The sequence below is a fragment of the Streptomyces sp. NPDC055013 genome (assembly GCF_053608645.1).
The window spans coordinates 52,484-72,941 of the sequence record NZ_JBSGVW010000026.1; the positions used below are offsets into that span (position 1 = coordinate 52,484).

General features: G+C 71.7%; 24 protein-coding genes. 16 read left to right on the forward strand and 8 right to left on the reverse strand.

Going from position 1 to position 20,458, the window contains the following annotated elements; genetic code table 11:
- Positions 1-62 precede the first annotated feature (62 nt).
- The 4 genes from ACWGDB_RS27910 to ACWGDB_RS27925 all read right to left on the reverse strand — a co-directional run bounded on the left by ACWGDB_RS27910 (position 63) and on the right by ACWGDB_RS27925 (position 3,011).
- Complete coding sequence (locus ACWGDB_RS27910) at positions 63-1,085, reverse strand: ABC transporter substrate-binding protein (RefSeq protein WP_453824940.1); 1,023 nt, start codon at positions 1,083-1,085, stop codon at positions 63-65.
- A 34-nt stretch (positions 1,086-1,119) separates the two neighbouring features.
- Entirely contained in the window at positions 1,120-1,914 is a 795-nt protein-coding gene (locus tag ACWGDB_RS27915; protein WP_453824941.1) for an ABC transporter ATP-binding protein, read from the reverse strand.
- Entirely contained in the window at positions 1,887-2,777 is an 891-nt protein-coding gene (locus tag ACWGDB_RS27920) for an ABC transporter permease (protein WP_453824942.1), read from the reverse strand. Before ACWGDB_RS27920 ends, ACWGDB_RS27915 begins: the two co-directional genes overlap by 28 nt.
- Before the next feature lie 150 nt (positions 2,778-2,927).
- Positions 2,928-3,011 carry a putative leader peptide gene (locus ACWGDB_RS27925; protein WP_349817350.1) on the reverse strand — a complete coding sequence of 28 codons (84 nt, stop codon included), beginning with the start codon at positions 3,009-3,011 and terminating at the stop codon, positions 2,928-2,930.
- A 153-nt stretch (positions 3,012-3,164) separates the two neighbouring features.
- Here ACWGDB_RS27925 and ACWGDB_RS27930 point away from each other — a divergent pair, with 153 nt between their 5' ends.
- The 3 genes from ACWGDB_RS27930 (at position 3,165) to ACWGDB_RS27940 (ending at position 5,664) form a co-directional block, all read left to right on the forward strand.
- Positions 3,165-3,587 carry a secondary thiamine-phosphate synthase enzyme YjbQ gene (locus tag ACWGDB_RS27930; RefSeq protein WP_453824943.1) on the forward strand — a complete coding sequence of 141 codons (423 nt, stop codon included), beginning with the start codon at positions 3,165-3,167 and terminating at the stop codon, positions 3,585-3,587.
- A gap of 202 nt (positions 3,588-3,789) precedes the next feature.
- A complete protein-coding gene (locus tag ACWGDB_RS27935; RefSeq protein ID WP_020125862.1) occupies positions 3,790-3,993 on the forward strand; it encodes a cold-shock protein in 204 nt (67 codons plus the stop codon).
- Positions 3,994-4,170: 177 nt separating this feature from the next.
- Positions 4,171-5,664: a DEAD/DEAH box helicase gene (locus ACWGDB_RS27940; RefSeq protein ID WP_453824944.1), complete on the forward strand. Its 1,494-nt coding sequence runs from the start codon at positions 4,171-4,173 to the stop codon at positions 5,662-5,664.
- A gap of 71 nt (positions 5,665-5,735) precedes the next feature.
- Here ACWGDB_RS27940 and ACWGDB_RS27945 read toward each other — a convergent pair whose 3' ends face one another.
- Both ACWGDB_RS27945 and ACWGDB_RS27950 read right to left on the reverse strand, forming a co-directional pair.
- Entirely contained in the window at positions 5,736-6,923 is a 1,188-nt protein-coding gene (locus ACWGDB_RS27945; RefSeq protein WP_453824945.1) for a cytochrome P450, read from the reverse strand.
- A 104-nt stretch (positions 6,924-7,027) separates the two neighbouring features.
- A complete protein-coding gene (locus ACWGDB_RS27950; RefSeq protein WP_453824946.1) occupies positions 7,028-7,591 on the reverse strand; it encodes a hypothetical protein in 564 nt (187 codons plus the stop codon).
- A 347-nt stretch (positions 7,592-7,938) separates the two neighbouring features.
- On the opposite strand from ACWGDB_RS27950, the gene ACWGDB_RS27955 reads away from it, so the two are divergent.
- Complete coding sequence (locus tag ACWGDB_RS27955) at positions 7,939-9,159, forward strand: PP2C family protein-serine/threonine phosphatase (RefSeq protein ID WP_453824947.1); 1,221 nt, start codon at positions 7,939-7,941, stop codon at positions 9,157-9,159.
- Between the two features lie 12 nt (positions 9,160-9,171).
- On the opposite strand, the gene ACWGDB_RS27960 is transcribed toward ACWGDB_RS27955, so the two are convergent.
- Positions 9,172-9,327 (reverse strand): hypothetical protein, encoded by a 156-nt coding sequence (locus ACWGDB_RS27960; protein ID WP_453824948.1) that lies wholly within the window; start codon positions 9,325-9,327, stop codon positions 9,172-9,174.
- Between the two features lie 245 nt (positions 9,328-9,572).
- Between ACWGDB_RS27960 and ACWGDB_RS27965 the strand changes: the two genes are divergently transcribed.
- Positions 9,573-9,983 (forward strand): hypothetical protein, encoded by a 411-nt coding sequence (locus ACWGDB_RS27965; protein ID WP_453824949.1) that lies wholly within the window; start codon positions 9,573-9,575, stop codon positions 9,981-9,983.
- On the opposite strand, the gene ACWGDB_RS27970 is transcribed toward ACWGDB_RS27965, so the two are convergent.
- Positions 9,952-10,440, reverse strand: a complete 489-nt coding sequence (locus ACWGDB_RS27970) for a hypothetical protein (protein WP_453824950.1) — start codon at positions 10,438-10,440, stop codon at positions 9,952-9,954. The genes ACWGDB_RS27965 and ACWGDB_RS27970 overlap by 32 nt on opposite strands.
- Before the next feature lie 214 nt (positions 10,441-10,654).
- Between ACWGDB_RS27970 and ACWGDB_RS27975 the strand changes: the two genes are divergently transcribed.
- The 11 genes from ACWGDB_RS27975 to ACWGDB_RS28025 all read left to right on the forward strand — a co-directional run bounded on the left by ACWGDB_RS27975 (position 10,655) and on the right by ACWGDB_RS28025 (position 20,415).
- The gene (locus tag ACWGDB_RS27975; protein WP_453824951.1) at positions 10,655-11,254 is read left to right on the forward strand and encodes a DUF998 domain-containing protein; all 600 of its coding nucleotides are present in this window, start codon (positions 10,655-10,657) and stop codon (positions 11,252-11,254) included.
- Positions 11,255-11,309: 55 nt separating this feature from the next.
- On the forward strand, positions 11,310-12,047 hold the full coding sequence (locus tag ACWGDB_RS27980; protein ID WP_453824952.1) for a DUF1775 domain-containing protein: 738 nt from the start codon (positions 11,310-11,312) through the stop codon (positions 12,045-12,047).
- Positions 12,048-12,153: 106 nt separating this feature from the next.
- Positions 12,154-12,369, forward strand: a complete 216-nt coding sequence (locus ACWGDB_RS27985) for a hypothetical protein (protein WP_453824953.1) — start codon at positions 12,154-12,156, stop codon at positions 12,367-12,369.
- Entirely contained in the window at positions 12,369-14,720 is a 2,352-nt protein-coding gene (locus ACWGDB_RS27990) for a heavy metal translocating P-type ATPase (RefSeq protein WP_453824954.1), read from the forward strand. The genes ACWGDB_RS27985 and ACWGDB_RS27990 overlap by 1 nt, the downstream gene beginning before the upstream one ends.
- Positions 14,717-15,295, forward strand: coding sequence for a copper chaperone PCu(A)C (locus tag ACWGDB_RS27995; protein WP_453824955.1), 579 nt, complete (start codon positions 14,717-14,719; stop codon positions 15,293-15,295). Before ACWGDB_RS27990 ends, ACWGDB_RS27995 begins: the two co-directional genes overlap by 4 nt.
- 184 nt (positions 15,296-15,479) lie before the next feature.
- Positions 15,480-16,208 carry a hypothetical protein gene (locus ACWGDB_RS28000; RefSeq protein WP_453824956.1) on the forward strand — a complete coding sequence of 243 codons (729 nt, stop codon included), beginning with the start codon at positions 15,480-15,482 and terminating at the stop codon, positions 16,206-16,208.
- Between the two features lie 192 nt (positions 16,209-16,400).
- Positions 16,401-17,057, forward strand: a complete 657-nt coding sequence (locus ACWGDB_RS28005; RefSeq protein WP_453824957.1) for a sigma-70 family RNA polymerase sigma factor — start codon at positions 16,401-16,403, stop codon at positions 17,055-17,057.
- Between the two features lie 112 nt (positions 17,058-17,169).
- Positions 17,170-18,234, forward strand: coding sequence for an ABC transporter substrate-binding protein (locus ACWGDB_RS28010; protein ID WP_453824958.1), 1,065 nt, complete (start codon positions 17,170-17,172; stop codon positions 18,232-18,234).
- A 2-nt stretch (positions 18,235-18,236) separates the two neighbouring features.
- Entirely contained in the window at positions 18,237-19,304 is a 1,068-nt protein-coding gene (locus tag ACWGDB_RS28015) for a FecCD family ABC transporter permease (protein WP_453824959.1), read from the forward strand.
- A complete protein-coding gene (locus ACWGDB_RS28020) occupies positions 19,301-20,161 on the forward strand; it encodes an ABC transporter ATP-binding protein (protein ID WP_453824960.1) in 861 nt (286 codons plus the stop codon). Before ACWGDB_RS28015 ends, ACWGDB_RS28020 begins: the two co-directional genes overlap by 4 nt.
- 29 nt (positions 20,162-20,190) lie before the next feature.
- The gene (locus ACWGDB_RS28025; protein ID WP_453824961.1) at positions 20,191-20,415 is read left to right on the forward strand and encodes a hypothetical protein; all 225 of its coding nucleotides are present in this window, start codon (positions 20,191-20,193) and stop codon (positions 20,413-20,415) included.
- Positions 20,416-20,458: the final 43 nt, after the last annotated feature.

Genomic DNA, 20,458 nt, shown 5'->3' on the forward strand with positions numbered 1-20,458 from the left:
TTCCCGAGGCTCCGGACGGCGGTCCCGGACGGTCCCGGAAGGACCCCCGGAGGCTTGGATCCCTAGCCTTCCGAGGGACGAGGCGCGGCAATCGACGGCGGGAGGTCTCCGTTGAACCTCGTGTCGGTGAAGCCGCCAAAGTCGACCTTGTTCGGGATGAGCTTCAGATCGGCGAACGTGTCGACGATCTCCTGCTCGGAGGCGATGAGCGGCTTGTCGACGGCCACCGCGATCCGGGTGGTGTACGTCCGCTTCACCGCGGCCAGCGCCACGTCCTCGGGCAGCCCGGTGTCCTTCGCCCAGACCTTCGCCCAGTCGTCCTCGTGCGAGTACACCCACTGCTGGGCGCGCCGCAGTCGCTCCAGATAGTCCTTGACGGCGGCGGCCTTCTTCGTGTCCTGCAGCGCGCTCGGCGCCGCCACCTGGAAGGTCAGCCCGTTGGTGATGCCGTCGCCGGTGGTCAGGACACGGCCCTGCTTCGCCTTGAGCACCTGCGAGGTGTACGGGTCCCACACCGCCCACGCGTCGACCTTGCCGGAGGTGAACGCGGCCAGCGCGTCGGCGGGCTGGAGGTACTTGACCTTCACGTCGCTCAGGCTCAGCCCGACCTTCTTGAGGGAGGCGACCAGCTGGTAGTGGGCGGAGGAACCCTGGGCCACGGCGACGGACCTGCCCTTGAGCTGCGCGGTGCCGGACAGCTTCGAGTCGTTCGGGACGAGGATGGTGTCGCCCTTGGACGTGCCGTGCCAGGCGGCCACCACCTTGATCCTCGAGCCCGCGCCCGCCGCGAAGACCGGCGGCGTGTTCCCGACACCGCCTACGTCGACGGCCCCCGCGTTGACGGCCTCCAGGAGCGGCGGACCGGAGCTGAAGGTGGACCACTTGATCTTGTAGTCGAGGTTCTCCAGCTCTCCGGCGGCGCGCAGGATCGCCTCCGAACCACCCTTCTGGTCACCGACGTCGAGGGTGAGCGAGCCCTGGCCGTCGGTGTCGGTCCCCGTGCTGGCGGACGAGGCCCCGCCGCATGCCGTGAGCAGGAGCGCGAGGGGGAGGAGAAGCGCGGCGGGGACGAGACGTCGTCGCATGATGGTTCCGTTCTCGGTGGTTCTGGTGGTTGGTTCAGGCGGCTTCGGCGGCGGTGTCGACGCCGAGCCTCTCCAGGAGTCCGGCGCGCAGTTCCGCGAACCGGGGGTCGGTGATGTCGCGGGGCCGGTCGAGGTCGATGCGCTGTTCGTGCGCGATCACCCCGTCGTCCATCACGAGGACGCGGTCGGCGAGGAGCACGGCCTCCTCCACGTCGTGCGTGACGAGCAGCACCGCGCAGCCGCGCCGCTGCCACAACTCACCGACCAGGCGCTGGGCCTTGATCCGGGTGAGCGCGTCGAGCGCCCCGAACGGCTCGTCGAGCAGCAACAGATCCGGCTCGCGGACCAACGCCCGTGCGAGGGAGGCCCGTTGGGCCTCGCCCCCGGAGAGGGTCTTGGGCCAGGCGCCCGTACGGTGGTCCAGGCCGACCTCCTTCAGGGCCTGCTCGGCGACGGCACGACCGGGCTTGCCCGGCAGGCCGAGCAGTACGTTGCGCCACACCTTCTTCCAGGGCATCAGCCGCGGCGCCTGGAAGGCGACGGCCTTGCGGCGCGGGACCAGGACGGTGCCCTCGATGTCGCGGTCGAGGCCGGCGAGGATGCGCAGCAGGGTGGACTTTCCGCAGCCGCTGCGACCGAGGAGCGCGACGAACTCGCCCGGGCGGACGTCCAGTTGGAGTCGGTCGATGACGGCACGCCCGTCGAAGGAACGGGTCAGCCCCTCGACGTGCACGGCCTGGGTGGCCGGCGTGGCCGCCTGCACGGCCTGAGTGGTCGGCACGGCCCCGGTGGCCTTGGGGCTCACCGGCCGGTGAACGTCGGTCGCCATTGCAGCAGCAGCCTTTCGAGGGAGCGGACGATGAAGTCGGCGATCAGGCCGAGGAAGGCGTAGACGATCAGGCAGACCACGATCACGTCGGTCCGTAGGAAGTCCCGTGCCTGCACCATGAGGAACCCGATGCCGGAGTCGGCGTTGACCTGCTCGGCGAAGACGAGGGCGAGCCAGGCGATGCCGAGCGAGTAGCGCAGGCCGGTCAGGGCGCCCGGCAGCGCGCCGGGCAGTACGACGTGCCGTACGAGCCCCCACCTGGAGAGCCCGAGGGACTCCCCGGCCTCGATCAACTGGGCGTCCACGCCGCGGATTCCGGCGTACACATTGAGGTAGAGCGGGAACGTCACGCCGAGCGTGATGATGGCGACCTTCGGCGCCTCGCCGATGCCGAACCAGATGATGAACAGCGGGATGAGCCCGACGAAGGGCACGGTCCGCAGCATCTGCACGGGCGCGTCGACGAGGTCCTCACCGATCCGGAACAGCCCGGACAACAGGGCGAGTCCGGTGCCGACGACCGTGCCGAGGAGCAGCCCGAGCGCGACGCGCTGCAGTGAGGTGCCCATGGCGGAGGGCAGCGAGCCGTCGGCGATCAGCTCACCCCCGACCTGCGCGATACGACCGGGCGAGGCGAGCACGTCCGCAGTCAGCACACCGGTGCTGCTGAGGAGTTGCCACAGGGCGAGCAGCAGCAGCGGTCCGGTGGTGCGACGCAGCCAGCGGGGCACGCGGGTGCGGGGGGAGGAGGTGGGGACGAGGGGGATGAGGTCGGGGGAGGGGCCCTCAGTGGAGCCGGATGGATCGGCGATATCCGAAATATCGGATTTCAGCGAGTCGGGCGGGGCATGACTGATGCTCATGAATGCTCCACAGGAGGAGAGCGGCAGGTGATGAGACGCGCGTCGCGGGCCCGCCGCGCCGGATCGTCGATCAGGGCATCAGGCGTGCGGGCAGGGGTGTGCAGACGCGAGGAGTGCGGGGGAAGAGCGCGGGGGAGGGAGGAAAGGGCGTCAGCAGCCGCGGCGACACGCGGCGGAGGCCACCCGCAGCAGGTCGATGTGACCGCGCGTGGTGAGCAGGGCTGAACGCAACATGCCGCCGAAATTAGCCAGATGGCGCTGCGACGGTCAACGCTGTCTCGCGAAGTGGACCTCGTGTGTCACGGCTCAGTCGTCCCTCGGCCGGCACTCAGCCGCCGGCACGTGTCCTCGCGCGTGAACTCCGGTGGATGGGCGAGGATGGAGACCATGTCAGACGCCTTCACCACCCGAGTTCTGAACGTCGCCTCCGGCTCCTCGGAGCGGGTCGTGGATGTCACCCGCGAATGCGAGGCCTTCCTGCGGGAGGTGGCCGCGGGCCGCGACGGCCTGCTGAACGTCTTCGTGCCGCACGCCACGGCCGGCATCGCGATCATCGAGACGGGCGCCGGCAGCGACGACGACCTCTTGACCGTCCTGCACACCCTGCTCCCCGCCGACGACCGCTGGCAGCACCGCCACGGCAGTCCCGGCCACGGCCGCGACCACGTCCTCCCGGCCATCGTCCCGCCGCATGCGACGCTGCCGGTGCTTGACGGGCAGCTGGAGCTCGGGACCTGGCAGTCGGTGTGCCTCGTGGACACCAACCGGGACAACCCGAACCGGCAGGTGCGACTGAGCTTCCTCGGCTAGGTGCCCGGCCCGGCGCCGGGGGATTCCAGGGGTGCGATTTGCTTTCCTCGGGTAATGCCGGGTGCGCGTGCCGTGCTAAACTTGAGGAGAGTTGCAGTTGTAGTTCCCGAAACTTCAGGTGCTTATCCGGACGGGGCTTATTCGGCACCGCAGGGGTTCGCACGGCGTAGTCCCCGGGTACTGCCCCCAAAGGAGAAATGAAATGGCTACCGGCACCGTCAAGTGGTTCAATTCGGAAAAGGGCTTCGGCTTCATCGAGCAGGATGGCGGCGGCCCGGACGTCTTCGCCCACTACTCGAACATCGCCACCCAGGGCTTCCGCGAGCTCCAGGAGGGCCAGAAGGTGAACTTCGACGTCACGCAGGGCCAGAAGGGCCCGCAGGCGGAGAACATCACTCCCGCCTGACGTCGAAACGTGTGAGAGGGCTGAGGCCACGCCTTGCGGTGCGGCCTCAGCTTCATTTTTCCGGCATTCCGCCGGAATTCTTTTCTTCAGATGTGCATCCGGCTCGTTCTTGCAATTTATCCGGCTCATTTCCTTTCGGGTATTTCTCGGTGCGCGCCCTTTCCAGGAAGGTTCTCCTTGAGCCGTTCAGCCAGCACGAACGACCGTTTCCGGCCACGGGGTCAGCGCCGCCCCGGCGGCAGCACAGGCGGCAGCACAGGCGGCACCGGGCGCCGTTCCTCCACGCCACAGGGGGAGTTCGCGCTGCCGGTCACCGTCACCCCGGCCCTCCCCGCCGCAGCGACGTTCGGCGAACTGGACATGCCCGTCGAGCTGCTGGAGATGCTCAGCGGCCGTGGCCTGAACGAGCCGTTCCCGATCCAGGCCACCACGCTGCCGAACTCCCTCGCGGGTCGCGATGTGCTGGGTCGCGCGCGCACGGGGTCGGGCAAGACGCTCGCCTTCGGCCTGGCCCTTCTCGTGCGCACGGCCGGCCGGCGTGCCGAGTCGCGCAAGCCGCTTGCACTGATCCTCGCCCCTACGCGCGAGCTGGCCCAGCAGGTCACCGATGAGCTCGATCCGTACGCCCGGTTGCTGAAGCTGCGGCTGGCCACGGTGGTCGGCGGCATGTCGATCGGCAGGCAGGCCGGCGCACTGCGGGCCGGGGCCGAGGTGGTCGTCGCGACTCCTGGCCGCCTCGCGGATCTCATCGAGCGCAAGGACTGCCGCCTGGACCGAGTGGACATCACCGTCCTGGACGAGGCCGACCAGATGGCGGACATGGGATTCATGCCGCAGGTCACCGCACTGCTGGACCAGGTACGTCCCGACGGCCAGCGCATGCTGTTCTCGGCCACGCTGGACCGCAACATCGACCTCCTGGTCCGTCGTTACCTCCACGACCCGGTGGTCCACTCGGTCGACCCGTCGGCCGGCGCGGTCACCACGATGGAGCACCACGTGCTCCAGGTGCACGGCGCCGACAAGTACGCCACCGCCACCGAGATCGCCGCCCGCGACGGGCGCGTGATCATGTTCCTGGACACCAAGCACGCCGTCGACCAGTTCACCAAGCACCTGTTGAACAGCGGCGTGAGGGCCGCGGCCCTGCACGGCGGCAAGTCGCAGCCCCAGCGCACCCGCACCCTGGCGCAGTTCAAGACCGGTGACGTCACGACGCTGGTGGCCACCAACGTCGCGGCCCGGGGCATCCACGTCGACGACCTCGATCTCGTCGTCAACGTCGATCCGCCCGGCGACCACAAGGACTACCTGCACCGCGGCGGCCGTACCGCTCGGGCGGGTGAGTCCGGCAGGGTCGTCACACTTGTCCTGCCCAACCAGCGCCGTGACATGGCCCGTCTCATGTCCGACGCGGGCATCAGGCCGCAGATCACGCAGGTCCGCTCCGGCGAGGCCGAGCTGAGTCGCATCACCGGTGCCCAGGCTCCCTCCGATGTCCCCGTCGCCGGCAGCGGGCCGGGCGGGGAGCGGCCGAAGCGCGGCGGTGCCCCCTTCCGCGGTATGGGAACCCGTCCGGGGCGGGCCGGCGGTGGCGAGTCCCGCCGGTCTGCCGAGGCCCGCCAGGTTGCCGAAGCCCGCAAGGCCGCCCGGGTCCGCCGTGGCGCATAGGTGAGCAACGGCGCCTCGTGCAACCGCACGTACTGATCGCCACGTAGGCCGACGAAGGCCCCGGCGCCGAGTCAGCGCTGCGCGGGCACCTCCCAGCGGACGCGCAGCGCCGGCGGCTTCCGGAAGACCAGGCCCTTGGCTGCGGTGGACGAGGCAGGATCGAGCCGCAGACCGGGAAGGCGGTCGAGCAGCGCGAGGAGGCAGGTGCGGGTCTCCAGACGGGCGAGGTGGGCGCCCAAGCAGAAGTGCGGGCCGTGCGCGAAGGCCAGCTGCAAGCGGGAGTTGTCCCGCCGCAGGTCGAAACGGTCGGGGTCCTGGAACACCTCCGGGTCGCGGTTCGCGCCGGCGAGCGAGACGACCACCAGATCACCTCGCCGCACGTCGGCCCCGCCGATCGTCACGTCGGCGGTGGCGTAGCGGTCCACGACCGCCGCCGCGGGTTCCAGGCGGAGCGATTCCTCGATCGCCGCGTCGACCAGGTCCGGATCGGCGCGCACCAGGGCGAGTTGATCAGGGTGTGCCAACAAGTGCAGTACGACGTTGGCGATCATGCCCTCGGTCGTCTCGATACCGCCGAACATCAGCACCGCGGCGTTGGCGACCACCTCCGGCAGTGTCAGGCGCTCGCTCCCGGCCGCCGCGACGAGCAGCGAAGCACCGCTTCCTGCCACGACCGTCGCCTCGACGCTGCTCCGCAACTGGTCGAACGCCACCGCCCCCGCGGGGCCCGCCGACACCCCGGCGGTGATGTCGGAGACCGCGCTCACGATGGCGTCGTACCAGGACAGCACCGCCCCGGCGTCCGCGTCGACCAAGCCCAGCGACTCGGCGACGACGGCGACGGCCAGGGGCCCGGCCAACTCCCGGCGCAGTTCGGCGCTGCCACGCGGCCTGATCCTCTCCACCAGCCGGGCGGCCTCCTGCTCCACGAACGCGGTGAACCGGTCATGCACGTCCTGCGCGCGGAACGGGTCGGTGAAGGGGGCGCGGTGCCGTTTGTGCTCGGCGCCCTCCAGGGAGAGCATGCTCGGGCCGACCACCTGGGCGGTGGAGAAGCGGGGGTCATCGACCGTGAAGGTCGCCGCGTCGCGCATCACGCGCAGTGCGAGATCACGCCGGGTCACCAGCCAGCCGCCCAGCACGGGAACCCACGAAACCGGCTCGTGGGCCCGCAACAGGGCCAGCCGGGGGTGAGGGTGGTCCTCCAGCTCCGTGAGCGTGGTCGCGGAGCCGAGCGGAAACCGGCGCGCTGTCACCATGGAAGCTGCCCTCTGTTCCCTCTCCTGGAATTCCGGCCTCCCCGGAGCCCACTCAGAGAGTATGCGTCCCCGGCCGCGGGTCCGGGACTGCCCAAGGGTGCCGCTCACGCGCGTAGGCGTGCCCCTGTCGCGCGCTGGCGCACCAGCTGCGGCCTGTTCTCCTCCGCGGCGGCCGGTGCGGTCTCGCCGTGTGCGGAGGCGGGCGTACAGAGCCCCTGTCTGCGGGACAGCTCGGCCGCGCAGCGCTGCAGGGCCACCTCCAGGATCTCCGGCATGTTCAGGGTGCCGGTGCCGTCCGGCGGGACGAGCCAGCGCAGCGAGCCCCAGCGGCAGTGCGGGGCGGGAGCGGTGATCCAGGTGCCCGCGCCGATGAGGCGCACGCCGGTGCCGATCCAGACGGTCTGCGGCTCCGGGGGCAGCAGGAAGCCCACGTGACGTCGTCGGGTGTCCAGCAGGCAGGGACCGCGGTCGAGCAGGGGCAGCTCGTCCAGGAGGTCGGCGACGCGCAGCCCGAGGTCCTCCGGCACGATCAGCACGTCCCAGAACCGTCCGGCGGCCAGGAGCGTGACGCCGGTGCTGCCGTTCTGCCACTCCTGTTTGCAGGCGCCGGGGTCCTCCGATGCCGCAGCCAGCCACTCCATTGACCTCGTCCACTCCGTGAGTGCCATGTAAAGCCTCCTTGAGGTGCGCAGACGACCGAGAGGTGGAGGCCTCAGTGCACCGGGTGCCCGGGGTCGCGGCCATACGCCGGGGGCTCAATTCCCCGTATGGGGCGAGCGCCCGCGCATCAAACAGGCAGATATATGCGGTGCGTGCGCCCCTGTGTCCGCCAGTTGCCACCAGTCGCCGCCGGGTCACCACCCGTGCGCCGCCTGTGCCCCCGTTACGCAGGGCGAATCCCTGTCGGGCGAGTGGTGAGCGCTCGGCAACCTGTGCGTCACCTGTGTAGGTTTGTCACTCTTTTAGAGTGTTTGGTGTGGTGCGCTGGTTCCAGACATTTCACAGACCGGCGACGGTGGAGCCCGTCGCGTCCCCCGGCGTACCCGAGCAGGACCTCGGCATACCGTCCCGGCTGACCGAGCTGCGCACGACTGTGGAGCGGATCGGCACCACGCTGGAAGAGGACGTCACGTACGCCGAGCTGACCCGTGAGGCGGCCGCACAGACGGGCGGTACGGCGGCGGTCCTACGGCGCGGGAGCGAAGCCGGTGGGGGGTACGCGGCCGTCCACGGCGACCCGGCCGTGCTGCCCGACATCCGGTGGGCCATGGCGGCGGTGAGGGAGGCGACCGGCGCGGGCGACGCCTCGGCGGCATCCCTGTCGTCGTCCGACGGTGCCCGTCCCGTGCTCTTCGTCCCCCTGGTCGCCGACGGGGTCCGTTACGGCGTGCTGGTCTGCGCCCGCGACCGGACACCGTTCACCCGGACAGAGGCGGAGTTCCTCGCCCTCCTCACCGAACGCGCCGCCTCCCACATCCGGCAAGCCCGGGAGCACGAGCGGGTCAAGGGCATCGTCGGCAAGCTCCAGCGGGCCCTGCTCGCCGAACCCGGCCGGCCGCACCCGAACCTGGACGTCGCCATCCGGTACATGCCGGTCGGGCAGAGCACCCTGGTCGGCGGGGACTGGTGCGAGACCGTCCGCCTGCACTTCGGCCGGACGCTGCTCGTCGTCGGCGACGTCATGGGGCACGGCCTGGAGGCGGCCGTGGACATGACCGCCTACCGCTCCGCCCTTCGCTACATCGCCTCCGCCGACCTGCCGCCGCACCGCGTGCTGCGCCAGCTCGACGACATCGCCTCCGCGGAGCCGGAACGCCGGCCGGCCACGTGTCTGATCGCACGCCTCGACCCCAACCGGGGCCAGGTGACCCTGGCCAGCGCCGGCCATCTGCCCCCGGCCGTGATCGACGGGGAGGGGCGCACCTCACTGCTGCCGGTGCCGGTCGGCCCGCCCCTGGGCACGGGCCTCGGCGGCTACGAGCCTGCCACCTACAAGCTCTCCCCGGCCCAGACCCTGCTGCTGTTCACCGACGGGCTCGTCGAACATCGCGGCGAGGACATCGACCACTCCCTGGACCGGCTGGCCGGCGTCGCCTTCGAGTCCGCCGTCGGTGTCGAGGACGTCCTCGACACCGTGCTCGCCCGCCTCGACGCGGCGAATGCCGAGGACGACGTCGCCGTACTCGCCGCCCAGCTGCACGAGCGCTCCCCGCTCCCCGGCGAGGCCCAGGGCTGAGCCGTCCCGCCCTCACCAGTCGTCGCCGTCGTACTGGGCGCCCGAGACGTACGGGTCATGCCGTCGCGCCACCGATCCGGACGGCTGTGCCGCCGTCGGCAGGCCCGCCTCGTGCAGTGCGGCGCACCACGGGCAGTCGGAGGGGTCGTCGCTGTCGTTCCGGTCCATGGAGCGGCTCCTGTCTCGATCGAGGCGAACGGTGTCCGGCGCTGCCGGAGGGTCTGGGGCGGCGGAGGGTGGAGGATGGCGGACGGTAGGGGTTGGCGGCGGACTGTCGGGGCGGCGTCGGACGGTGTGGGGGCGGCGTATGCCGCGAAGCCATGGCTCCATCCGGGGGACGGGCCCTCACTCGACTGGGTGGTAGCGGGCGCGGCAGGCGTACCACCGGCGCACGCCTCGGCGTTGGCCCCGGCATGGACAGCACTGAGGCGGCCCGGCGTTTCCTCGGAGGCGACGCCGCACCCGTGGCGTACGTCGTACCGGTCACCGGCGTCCGGGGCCAGCCGTCGATCTACGCGGCGCTGGTCGCGGAGTGGCAGGCCAACGGTCGAGCCGTGCCCCGGCGTCATGCCCCACGGTGGGACTCCCTGGCCACGGCCTACGGCCAGGAGCAGGCCGTCACCTCCTGGACGGTGGGCCGGTTCACCGGCCTGGCCCGGGCAGTCGGCGCGGAACCGGCGAGTGAGCGGCACGTCGACGTCGAGGCGGCCGACCGCGTACCGGCCGTCGTCGTTCCCCGGGGCCTGCCCGGACCGGTGAGGCTGTGGGAGTGGAGCGGGAGCAACGGGCGCGTCAGCGTGGCCGCCCCGCGTACGGACGACTGACGCGCGCCGGGCCGTCGCCTGCCCGGCCGGCCTCGCGCAGCGCCGGCTCCATGACGTCGGGGTCGTAGAGGGTGCCGGTCCCATCGGGCGGCAGGAGCCACTCCAGGCGCCATCCGGCGCGCAGATACGGCGGCGGTACGGCGACCCATGACCCCTTGCCGACATGGCGCACGCCCGGCCCGACCCACTCGGCTGCCGGATCTGGCGGGAGGAAGAAGCCGACCCTGCGCGCCCCGGAGTTCACCAGCACGGGGCCGGACGCCCGGGGCTGCGCCCGTCCGAGCAGATCCAGGGCGCTCAGTCCGAGGTGTTCGGGGACGCTCAGCACGTCCCAGAGCCGTCCGGCCTCCAGCAGCACCGCATCCGCACCGTCGTCCCACTGCTGCTTGCACGCCCGAGGATCCGCGGCGGCCGCGGCCAGCCACTCGACGGCCTGCTTCCCCATGGTGCGCTGCATGTCTGTCCAACCCCCACCACTCGCCGACCCTGCCGACCCGGGCAGGGCCCCTCATGCTGGTGGATATTTCTATGCGCCGGAAGGGGTGGCGCGGGCTGGCGTTTGCGGTCGTTTCGTTCGAACATCGCAGGTCAGTTCGCTTCCGAGGTCGTGTGGTGTCCGTCTTCTGCGTGTGCGCGGCGACCGAATCGCGGGGGCGTTCTACGGTGTTCTGATGCGACTTGTCCCGAGATGGGCCCTGCTGTCATCGGGGTGCGCGCCGGTCGTGCTGATCGCGGGCTGGACGATCGCGGCGCTGCTCGAAGGGCCCCGTTACGACCCCGCCACCCAGACCATCAGCGTCCTGGCGGCCTACGGCGCCGCGGGGTTCTGGGTGATGACCGGAGCCCTGGCCGCCCTGGGCGTCTGCCATTTCGTCACCGCCTGGGGACTGCGGCCGGCCGCGCTGCCCGGGCGGGTTGCGCTGGGCGCCGGTGGCCTGGCGGCGGTGGTGGTGGCGATGATCCCGCCGCCGAGCAGTGGGGGATCACTGCGCCACGGTGCGGCCGTCGGGGTCGGCTTCGCCCTCCTGGCGCTGTGGCCCGTACTGGCCGCCGATCACCACACCGCCGCACCGTGGGCACTGCGGCCGGTGCCCGCTCTCACGGCGACCGCGCTGATGCTCGTCAGCGCGGCGTGGTTCATGATCGAGATGTATCAGGACGGCCCCGCAGGTGTCGCCGAGCGCCTCGTGACGGCCCTTCAGTCCCTGTGGCCCTTCGTGGTCGTCGCCTCCTGCCTCCGCCACCCTCCCGACGTGGGCCCCTCGCGCTGAGCCGTCCCCTGCGCTTGAATGCAGCGACCACATCTCCGGTACGAGGGAGTCGCACGTGCCCCGCCCCACCCTGCTGACCCGCCGCCTGCGCCGCACCGGCGCCCTGACCGCGGTCGCGTTCGCGGTCTCCGTAACCTTCGCGGGACCGGCCGCGGCGCACACCGAGGTGGAGGCTGAGGGCGCCCGGGCGCTCGACCAGAACGTCGCCCTGACCTTCACCGCGGAGTCGGAGTCCGCCTCCGCCGGGATCAGCAAGCTCGAAGTGATCCTTCCCGAGGGCATCGCCCCGGCCGACATCACCTTCAAGGAGGGCCCCAAGGGCTGGAAGTTCGCCCCCACCAGCCGGGGCTACACCGTCTCCGGGGCCGAACTCGGGGTCGGCGAGGACGCCGAGTACGTCGTCACCGTACGGCAGTTGCCCGACGCCGAGTCGCTGGTCTTCAAGACCCTGCAGAGCTACAGCGACGGCAAGGTGGACCGCTGGATCGAACTGGAGGAGGAGAGCGGCGGCGACGGCCACGGGCACGGCCACCCCGCGCCCCACCTGGAACTCAAGGCCGCCGCACCCGGCGCGAAGGTCGTCAGCCCCACACCCAGTGAGCCGGCGACCGAGGAGCCGGCGACGCCCACGCCCTCGACCGCACCTTCGTCCCCGTCGGCGCAGGCCGCGGCCGACGACACGGAAGGCGACGACGGCATGCCGGTGGCCCTCCCGATCGGCATCGGCGCGGTTGTCGTCGCGCTCGGCGCCGGGGCGTGGTGGTTCAGGAGCCGGCGGGGCGGAGCTTCCTGAACCGGGGCCGCAGGGACAGCCGTATGAGGTGAACCACCGGAGGGCCGGGAACTCCCTGCCCTCCGGGCCCGACTCCTGAAGCGGAACGCACCTCAGGAGGCCGGTGATGAAAGAACCACGCAAGCTTGTGCCACCACCCGCCCTCTGCGGGTTTCTGCTGCTGCTCGCCCTGATCTTCACGGTGTCGTACGCCGTCGGAGCCGCCACCGGACCCGTCGCACCCGGCATGCACCGCTCCGGGACGAGCGGCGACGGTGGTGGCACGGACTCCGGGGACATGGACATGGGAGACATGGACATGCGGCACGGGAGCGGCGGCTGATGGCCACCGAACCGGCACCCCCGATGACCACCACTGACCTCACCGTGGGCGGGATGACCTGCGCGGCCTGCGTGCGACGGGTGGAGAAGAAGCTCGCCAAGCTGGAGGGCGTGACCGCCACGGTCAATCTGGCCACCGGGCGCGCACGCGTGAGCCATCCGCCGCACGTCCGTCCCGCGGAACTCGTGGCGACCGTCGAACAGGCCGGATACACGGCCGCGTTGCCCGAACCACCGAAGAGCCGGGAGCCTCGGGACGCGGAGGGGCGGCGGGGCGAGCACAAGCCCCGGGATGCCGAGGACGTCCGGCAGGAGCGTGATCGGCTGCTGGTCACCGCGCTGCTCGCCGTGCCGGTGCTCGTTCTGTCGATGGTTCCCGCCTGGCAGTTCCGCAACTGGCAGTGGCTGTGCTTCGTCCTGTCCGCGCCGGTCGCCGTGTGGAGCGCCTGGCCGTTCCATGTGCGGGCACTGCGCGGCCTGCGGCACTCGACGGCGACCATGGACACGCTGGTGTCCCTGGGAGTCGTGGCGTCCTTCTCCTGGTCGGCGTACGCCCTGTTCCTCGGTGGGGCGGGCGCGCCGGGGATGCGGATGCCGTTCAGCCTGCTGCCCTCCGCCTCGGACGGCATCGCGCACGTGTACCTCGAAGCGGCCGTGGGCGTCCCGCTGTTCGTGCTGGCCGGCCGGTTCCTGGAGGCGCGGGCGCGCCACGGCACCGGCGCGGCACTGCGCTCACTCGCCCGGCTCGCCGCCAAGGAGGTGTCGGTACGCGAGGACGACGGCGCCGAACGCCTCATCACCATCGAGGAGTTGACGCTCGGGCAGGTCTTCGTCGTACGTCCCGGCGAGCGGGTCGCCACCGACGGGGAGGTGGTGGAGGGCAACTCCGCCGTGGACCTGTCGCTCGTCACCGGGGAGAGCGAGCCCGTCGAGGTAGGGCCCGGCTCGACGGTGGTGGGCGGTGCTGTCAACGCGGGCGGTCTGCTGCTGGTTCGGGCCGGTGCTGTGGGCGCCGACACTCAACTCGCCCGCATCACCCGGCTGGTGACCGAGGCGCAGGCGGGCAAGGCCCGGGCGCAGCGACTGGCCGACGCCGTGGCCGGAGTGTTCGTGCCCATGGTGCTGGCGCTGGCCGCCACCGTGCTCGGGTTCTGGCTCGGCGCCGGGGCCGATCCGCAGGCGGCCATCACCGCGTGCGTGGCCGTTCTGGTCGTGGCCTGCCCCTGCGCGCTGGGCCTGGCGACCCCGACCGCGCTGATGGCCGCCACCGGACGTGGCGCGCAGCTCGGCGTCCTGGTCCGTGGCCCGCAGGCCCTGGAAGGGCTTCAGCACATCGACACCGTCGTCCTCGACAAGACCGGCACCCTGACCTCCGGGCACATGAGCGTCACCCGCGTCACGACCGTGCCCGACGGGCTCGGCAAAGAAGCCGTGCTGCGGCTGGCCGGAGCGGTGGAGCAGGGCTCGGAACACCCGCTGGGCCGCGCGATCGTCGCGTACGCGCGCAGGACCCCGACCGAGCAGGGGCCGTTGCCCGAGGTGCGCGACTTCCGCGCGGAGGCGGGCCGGGGCGTGCGCGGCCGGGTCGAGGGCCGGCTGGTCGAAGTCCTCGCGCCGGACGACGAGATGCCCGCGGCACTGGCTCAGGCGCTCCCGGCGGCGGAGGCAGCCGCGCACACGCCCGTGTTCGTCCGCGTCGACGGGGCGACGGAGGCGCTGATCGAGATCGGGGATGTCGTACGCCCCGGCAGCTACCGCGCCGTGGACCGGCTGCGGCGGCTCGGCGTCCACCCGGTCCTCGCCACCGGCGACCGCGAGGCACCGGCGAGGGCGGTCGCGTCCGCGCTCGGCATCGAGGAGGTGCACGCGCGCCGCACACCCGAGGACAAGGCAGACCTCGTACGGGAGTTGCGGGCGCAGGGCAGCCGGGTCGCGGTCGTCGGCGACGGCGTCAACGACGCGGCGGCGCTGGCCGGCGCCGACCTCGGCATCGCGATGGGCACGGGCACGGACGTCGCGATCGGGGCCGCCGACGTGACCCTGGTGCGCGGCGACATCGAGGCCCTCGGGGACGCGGTCCGGCTCGCCCGGCGCACCCTGGGCACGATCCGCGCCAACCTGCTGTGGGCCTTCGGCTACAACCTGGTGACCGTGCCGCTCGCCATGGTCGGTCTGCTCAACCCGATGCTCGCCGCGGTGGCCATGTCGGTGAGCTCACTGCTCGTGGTGGGCAACAGCCTGCGGCTACGGGCCTGGCAGCCGCCGGCTCCGACGCCGGCCCGAGCCGGTGCGCAGGGCCAGTACCGGGACCGGGACCGCAAGCCCGCCAGCACTGGAGGTCGTACCCGATGAGCGTGCCCACGGCCCGACGAACGGCCGAACCGACGACCGAGCCGACGACGGGGGGAACGACCGACCCCCGAGCCTGGCGCCCGACCCGTCGCCGTATCACCGACGCCCTGCTCGCAACGCTCGCTCCCGTCGCGGCGTGCGGTGTCGCCCTCGCCGGCCTGACCACCTGGGTGGGCTCCGGCAACGCGGGCAGCCCGGCGCGGATCGCGGTCACCGACGGACGGCTCTTCCTGCCGTACGGCGACGTCCGCGACACCGCCGCGTTCTTCCGGATCACCAACTCCGGCGGCGCCGACGACCGGCTGCTGAAGGTGACGTCCTCCGCCGTCGACGGTGACCTCACCCTCAGCCGGCACCGCATGACCAGCGGCCGGATGGCGTACGCGGAGACGGTCGACTCGGCCCGGGTGCGGGCGGGCGGTGGCCTCGCCATGTCGCCGTACGGCCTGGACGTGACGCTGCGCGCCGACTCGGGGTGGCAGACGGGCACTTACGTGCCGTTCACGCTCCACTTCGAGCACGCCGGCCGGATCGAGGTGCAGGCGGTGGTGATCCGCCCCGGCGAGCAGCGGTGAGGGCAGCTCCACGACTCCGGACGCCCCCAGAGCCGCCGCACTCCCAACTGTCGGTCGGAGAGCGCGCCCAGTTCCCTCTTCGTGACGTGTCCTGTATCACTCTTCTGGGCTTGAGTGCGGGATGGGGGTGTTGTGCGTACCCACCCGTGACGAGTGGGCCCCGGATGCGAGGATGAGGGCCGTCATGACTGCTGGGTGGTGTGTGCGCGCGATTCGGGCCGCGGTGTTCGCGTCCGTCTGTGTGCTGCTCGCTGCCCTCGGCCACGTACTCATGTCGGGCGCCGCGGTTCCGTGGTGGACCCTGGTCGCCGGTGCCGCCGTCACGGGCGGCGCGGGCTGGTGCCTGGCGGGCCGGGAGCGGGGACTCCCGCTGGTCGTGTCCGTCGTGGTCGTCGCCCAGGGCGGGTTGCACGCGGCCTTCGAGTTCGCGCAGTCCTCCGTCCGCGTCGGGCAAGGCATGGGTGCCATGGGCTCCATGGCCGGCTCCACGTCCGGGCACACCGGCGCCATGGACCACATGTCGACGGGATCCATGGGCTCCACGTCCGACCACACGGCCACCGCCCATATGGGCAGCGGCCACATGGGCATGAGCCATATGGACCCCGGCCACATGGGGATGGGCCACGACATGGCCGGCACCTCCTCGCTCGGCATGTTCGCCGCCCACACCCTCGCCGCGCTGCTGTGCGGCCTGTGGCTGGGGCACGGGGAGCGTGCCGCGTTCCGCATCCTGCGGGCCGTCGCCGGATGGCTGGCCGCCCCGCTGCGGCTGTCGTTCGCTCTGCCCGTGCCGCCGCACCGTCCGCGTCTGCGTCCGCGGCGCGGTCGTTCCGAGCGGGCGCCGCGGCTGCTTCCGCTCGTCCACACGATCACCTCTCGGGGTCCTCCGGCGGGGATCGCTGTCGTCTGAGACAGCCGGTTCCCCGAGGCCGTACGGACACGGACGTCGACGCGTCGACGCCGCCCGTGCCTCGGGCCTCGGCCGTACCTGCGTACGGCCGTGTCCCCTGCATCCCCGGACTCCTCCGGCGGCGACGCCGTAGCGCTTGCCGTCGTCGTGTCGGCCGCCGTGCCGGAGTCCGGAATACCGAGAAGGACTCAGGTGATCACTCCTGCCCTGCCCTCCTCACGCGCGACCCGCGTGAGCCAGACGAAGGCAGCCAAAGGCTCCAGAACGGTGTCCTGCGACGAGTCGACGACCGCGTGGGCGCTGGCCGCCCGTGGCGGTGACCCGGATGCCACCGACCGTTTCGTACGCTCGCTGCACCGTGACGTCGTGCGCTACGTGGCGCATCTGTCCGCCGATCCGCAGGCCGCCGACGACCTGGCCCAGGACACGTTCCTGCGCGCGCTCGGCAGTCTGCACCGGTTCGAGGGCCGGTCCTCGGCGCGCGCATGGCTGCTGTCCATCGCGCGTCGCGCGGTCATCGACAGCCACCGGTACGCCGCCGCCAGGCCGCGGCTGTGCGACACCGACGACTGGACGCTGGTGGCGGAACGCGCCCAGCCGACCGGCCTGCCGGGCTTCGACGACGGCATCGCGCTGCTCGACCTGCTGGACGGGCTGCCCGACGAGCGCCGCGAGGCGTTCGTCCTGACCCAGATGGTGGGCCTGCCCTATGCGGAGGCGGCCGAGATGAGCGACTGCCCCGTCGGCACGGTCCGCTCACGCGTGGCCCGCGCCCGGGCCACTCTCGTCGAGCAGTTGACCGAGGCCGAGGACGGGGAGGAAACCGAACCGGCCGTCGTGGCCGCGTGACCGGCTTCCCGGTGTCGGTTCCCCCTGCCGGGAACTGACACCGGGTTCGCCCCGACTACTGGAACGGGCGGCGGAGTTCCGCCCGTGCAACTAGTGGATCTGGGGAGTTTCGATGCGTTCTCGTGTGGGGCGGGCTACGACGGCCGCGGTGGTCGGCGGCCTACTGGCGGCGGGCTGTGGCGGCGGGAGCGGTGACTCGGCGAACTCTGCCGCCGGGAAGGACGACTCCGCGGGCTACCCGGTCACCGTCACCGACTGCGCGGGCGCCGAGACCACCTTCGGTTCGGCCCCGAAGAACATCGTCACCAGCAACGCCTCCAGCCTGGAACTGCTGCTGCGGCTGGGCGCCGGGGACAAGGTGATCGGCACCGGCTTCCCGCCCGGCAAGGGCACGTTGCCCGGCGAACTGGACGCGCAGGCGCAGCAGGTGAAGGTGCTCAGCGACACCGTCATCCCCAAGGAGAAACTCCTCGGCTCCGGCGCCGACCTGTACATCGACACCTTCGCCTCGATGAACATGGGAGGAGGTATGGGGGACGCGCCCACCGAGGAGGAGTTCGAGGCGGCCGGCATCAAGCACACCTTCCTGAAGTCCACGGCGTGCGCCGCCATGAGCAAGAGCCCGGTCACCGACCTGTCCGCCGTCGAGGACGACATCACCTCCCTCGGCGCCGTCACGGGGACGCGCGCGAAGGCCCGGGAACTCGTCGACGGGATGAAGCAGAAGGTGGACGCCGTCCGTAAGGCGGTGGGCGGCACACCCGAGGGCGAGCGGCCGACCTACTTCTTCTTCGACTACGACGCCGGCACCAAGCAGCCCATGGCCGTCTGCAACCGTCAGGTCGCCAACGCGGTCATCACCCTCGCCGGGGCCCGCAACGTCTTCGCCGACTGCGACGGCGACTACAAGCAGGTCGGCTGGGAGGACGTGATCGCCAAGAACCCGGACTGGATCCAGCTCGGCGTGCGCAACCGGGGGAGTGAGGCCGCGAACAAGAAGGCCTTCGACGAGGCACGCAAATGGCTGGAGTCGAACTCCGCCACCAAGGGCCTGAACGCCGTCAAGGAGGGGCACTTCCTGCCCATCGGCTCCGAGCAGACCACCATCGCCGGGGTCGAGAACGCCGACACCGTCGAGGAGATCGCGAAGACCTTGTACCCGGGCAAGGTCGGCTGACCGTGACGTCCTTGCTGTCGCGGCACGAGACGGCTCCGCAGACCCGGACGGTACCCGTCGGGCCGCTGGCGTCGGTGCTCTGCGTCGTGCTCCTGGCCGCGCTGACGGCCGCTGTGGCCTGGGGTTCGACGTCCGTCCCGCCGTCAGAGGTGTGGAGCGTGGTGTGGCGCCGACTGTCCGGCGAGGCCGCGCGCCCGGGCACGAACGACCTGATCGTCTGGCAACTCCGTGTACCACGCGCCCTGTTGGCGGCCCTGGTCGGCGCAGGGCTCGGTCTCGTCGGTACGGCAGTGCAGGCGCTGGTGCGCAACCCGCTGGCCGATCCGTACCTCCTGGGCATCTCCAACGGTGCCTCCCTCGGTGCGGTCGCCGCGATCGTGCTCGGCCTCGGGGCCGGTGGCGCGCTGGGACTCGGGCTGTCCGGGGCGGCCTTCGCGGGAGCCCTGGCCACCTTCGCTCTCGTGTGGGCCGTGGCTCGCAGGGGCGGAGGGTTCGCGCCGCTGCGGCTGGTGCTGGCAGGGGTGGCGATCGGGCAGTTCCTGTCCGGGTTCACCAGCTATCTCGTGCTCCAGGCCGGCGACGAGCAGCAGACCCACAGCGTGCTGTTCTGGCTCATGGGCAGCCTCAGCGGAGCGAACTGGGATCTGCTCGTCGTACCGGCGGTCGCGGTGCCGGCCGGGTGGCTGTGCCTCCAGGCGCGCGCCCGGGGCCTGAACGCCCTCCTGATGGGCGACGAGACCGCGGCCGGCCTCGGTATCGACGTCACCCGGCTGCGACGCGAACTGTTCACGGTGACCAGCGTGCTCACCGGTGTCCTGGTGGCCGTCTCGGGCGCGATCGCCTTCGTCGCGCTGATGGTGCCGCACGTCTGCCGCCTCGTCGTCGGCGGGGACCACCGCCGTCTGCTGCCCGTCTCGGCACTGTTCGGGGCACTGCTCCTGGTCGTGGTCGACATCGTCTGCCGTACGGCCATGGACACCCAGGAGTTGCCGGTCGGTGTCGTCACCTCGCTGATCGGTGCTCCGGCACTGCTGTATCTGCTGGACCGGCGCCTGGGGAGCGGCAGTTGAGGATCGACATCGAGGACCTGCACGTCGCGTACGCCGGCCGGACAGTCGTCGCCGGTGCCCGACTCATCGCGGCGGAGGGCGAGATCACCGGCCTCGTCGGACCGAACGGCAGCGGCAAGTCCACGCTCCTGCGCACCGTCTACCGGCATCTGAAGCCGGCCGCGGGCCGGGTCCTGCTGTCCGGCACCGACCTGCGCCGGCTGACCCCCGCCGAGACGGCCCGCCATGTCGCGGCTCTCCCGCAGGAGCGGGGCGGCGACTTCGAGCTGACCGTACGCGAGGTCGTCGCCATGGGCCGTACGCCCTACAAGCGGGCCTTCGCCGGGGAGGACACCACCGATCGGGACGTCGTCGCCCGCGCTCTTGCGGACGTCGGCATGGAGCACCACACCGGGCGTCGGTTCACCGAACTGTCCGGCGGGGAGCGCCAACGCGTCCTGCTGGCCCGGGCGTTCGCCCAGCAACCGGACGTCCTGGTCCTGGACGAGCCCACCAACCACCTCGACATCCGCCACCAGGTGGAACTGCTCGCCCTGCTGCGCGCCGGACGCCGTACGACCCTGGTCTCGCTGCACGACCTCAACGCCGCCGCCTCCGTCTGCGACCGGCTGCACGTGCTGCACGACGGCCAGGTCGTCGCGTCCGGCCCGCCCCGCGAGGTGCTGCAACCCGCCCTGCTGGCGGAGGTGTTCGGCGTACGGGCGACCGTCGTGGACCACCCACTGACGGGCGATCCGCTGATCGCCTTCGACCACCGGGCTCCCGCGGAGGCGTCGGACGGGCACCACAACAGGGATGTCCCCGTGTCGGCCCCGAGCGGCGTCTCGGGGGCTGGTCCCGGGCGGTCACACCGGTGAGCGCCCACGATCGCGAAAGGTCACGAACTATGAGCGACTTCCAAGGCATTGCCGGCCTGGACCCGGTGGCCACCTTCTGCGGCGACTGCGACTGCGGCTGCCCGCAACTCTTCGTCGACCCCGCGGCCCCGGCCGAGCGCCGGCTGATCCTCACGGACGACTTCGGGCAGCGGGTGCAGATGAGCGCGGACCAGTTCTCGTCGCTGGTCGCGGAGGCCAAGTCCGGCAAGCTGGACGGCCTCGCCACGACCTGATTCCGCATTTCATCGTATTTCCGGCCATGTTCGGGAACTCGGC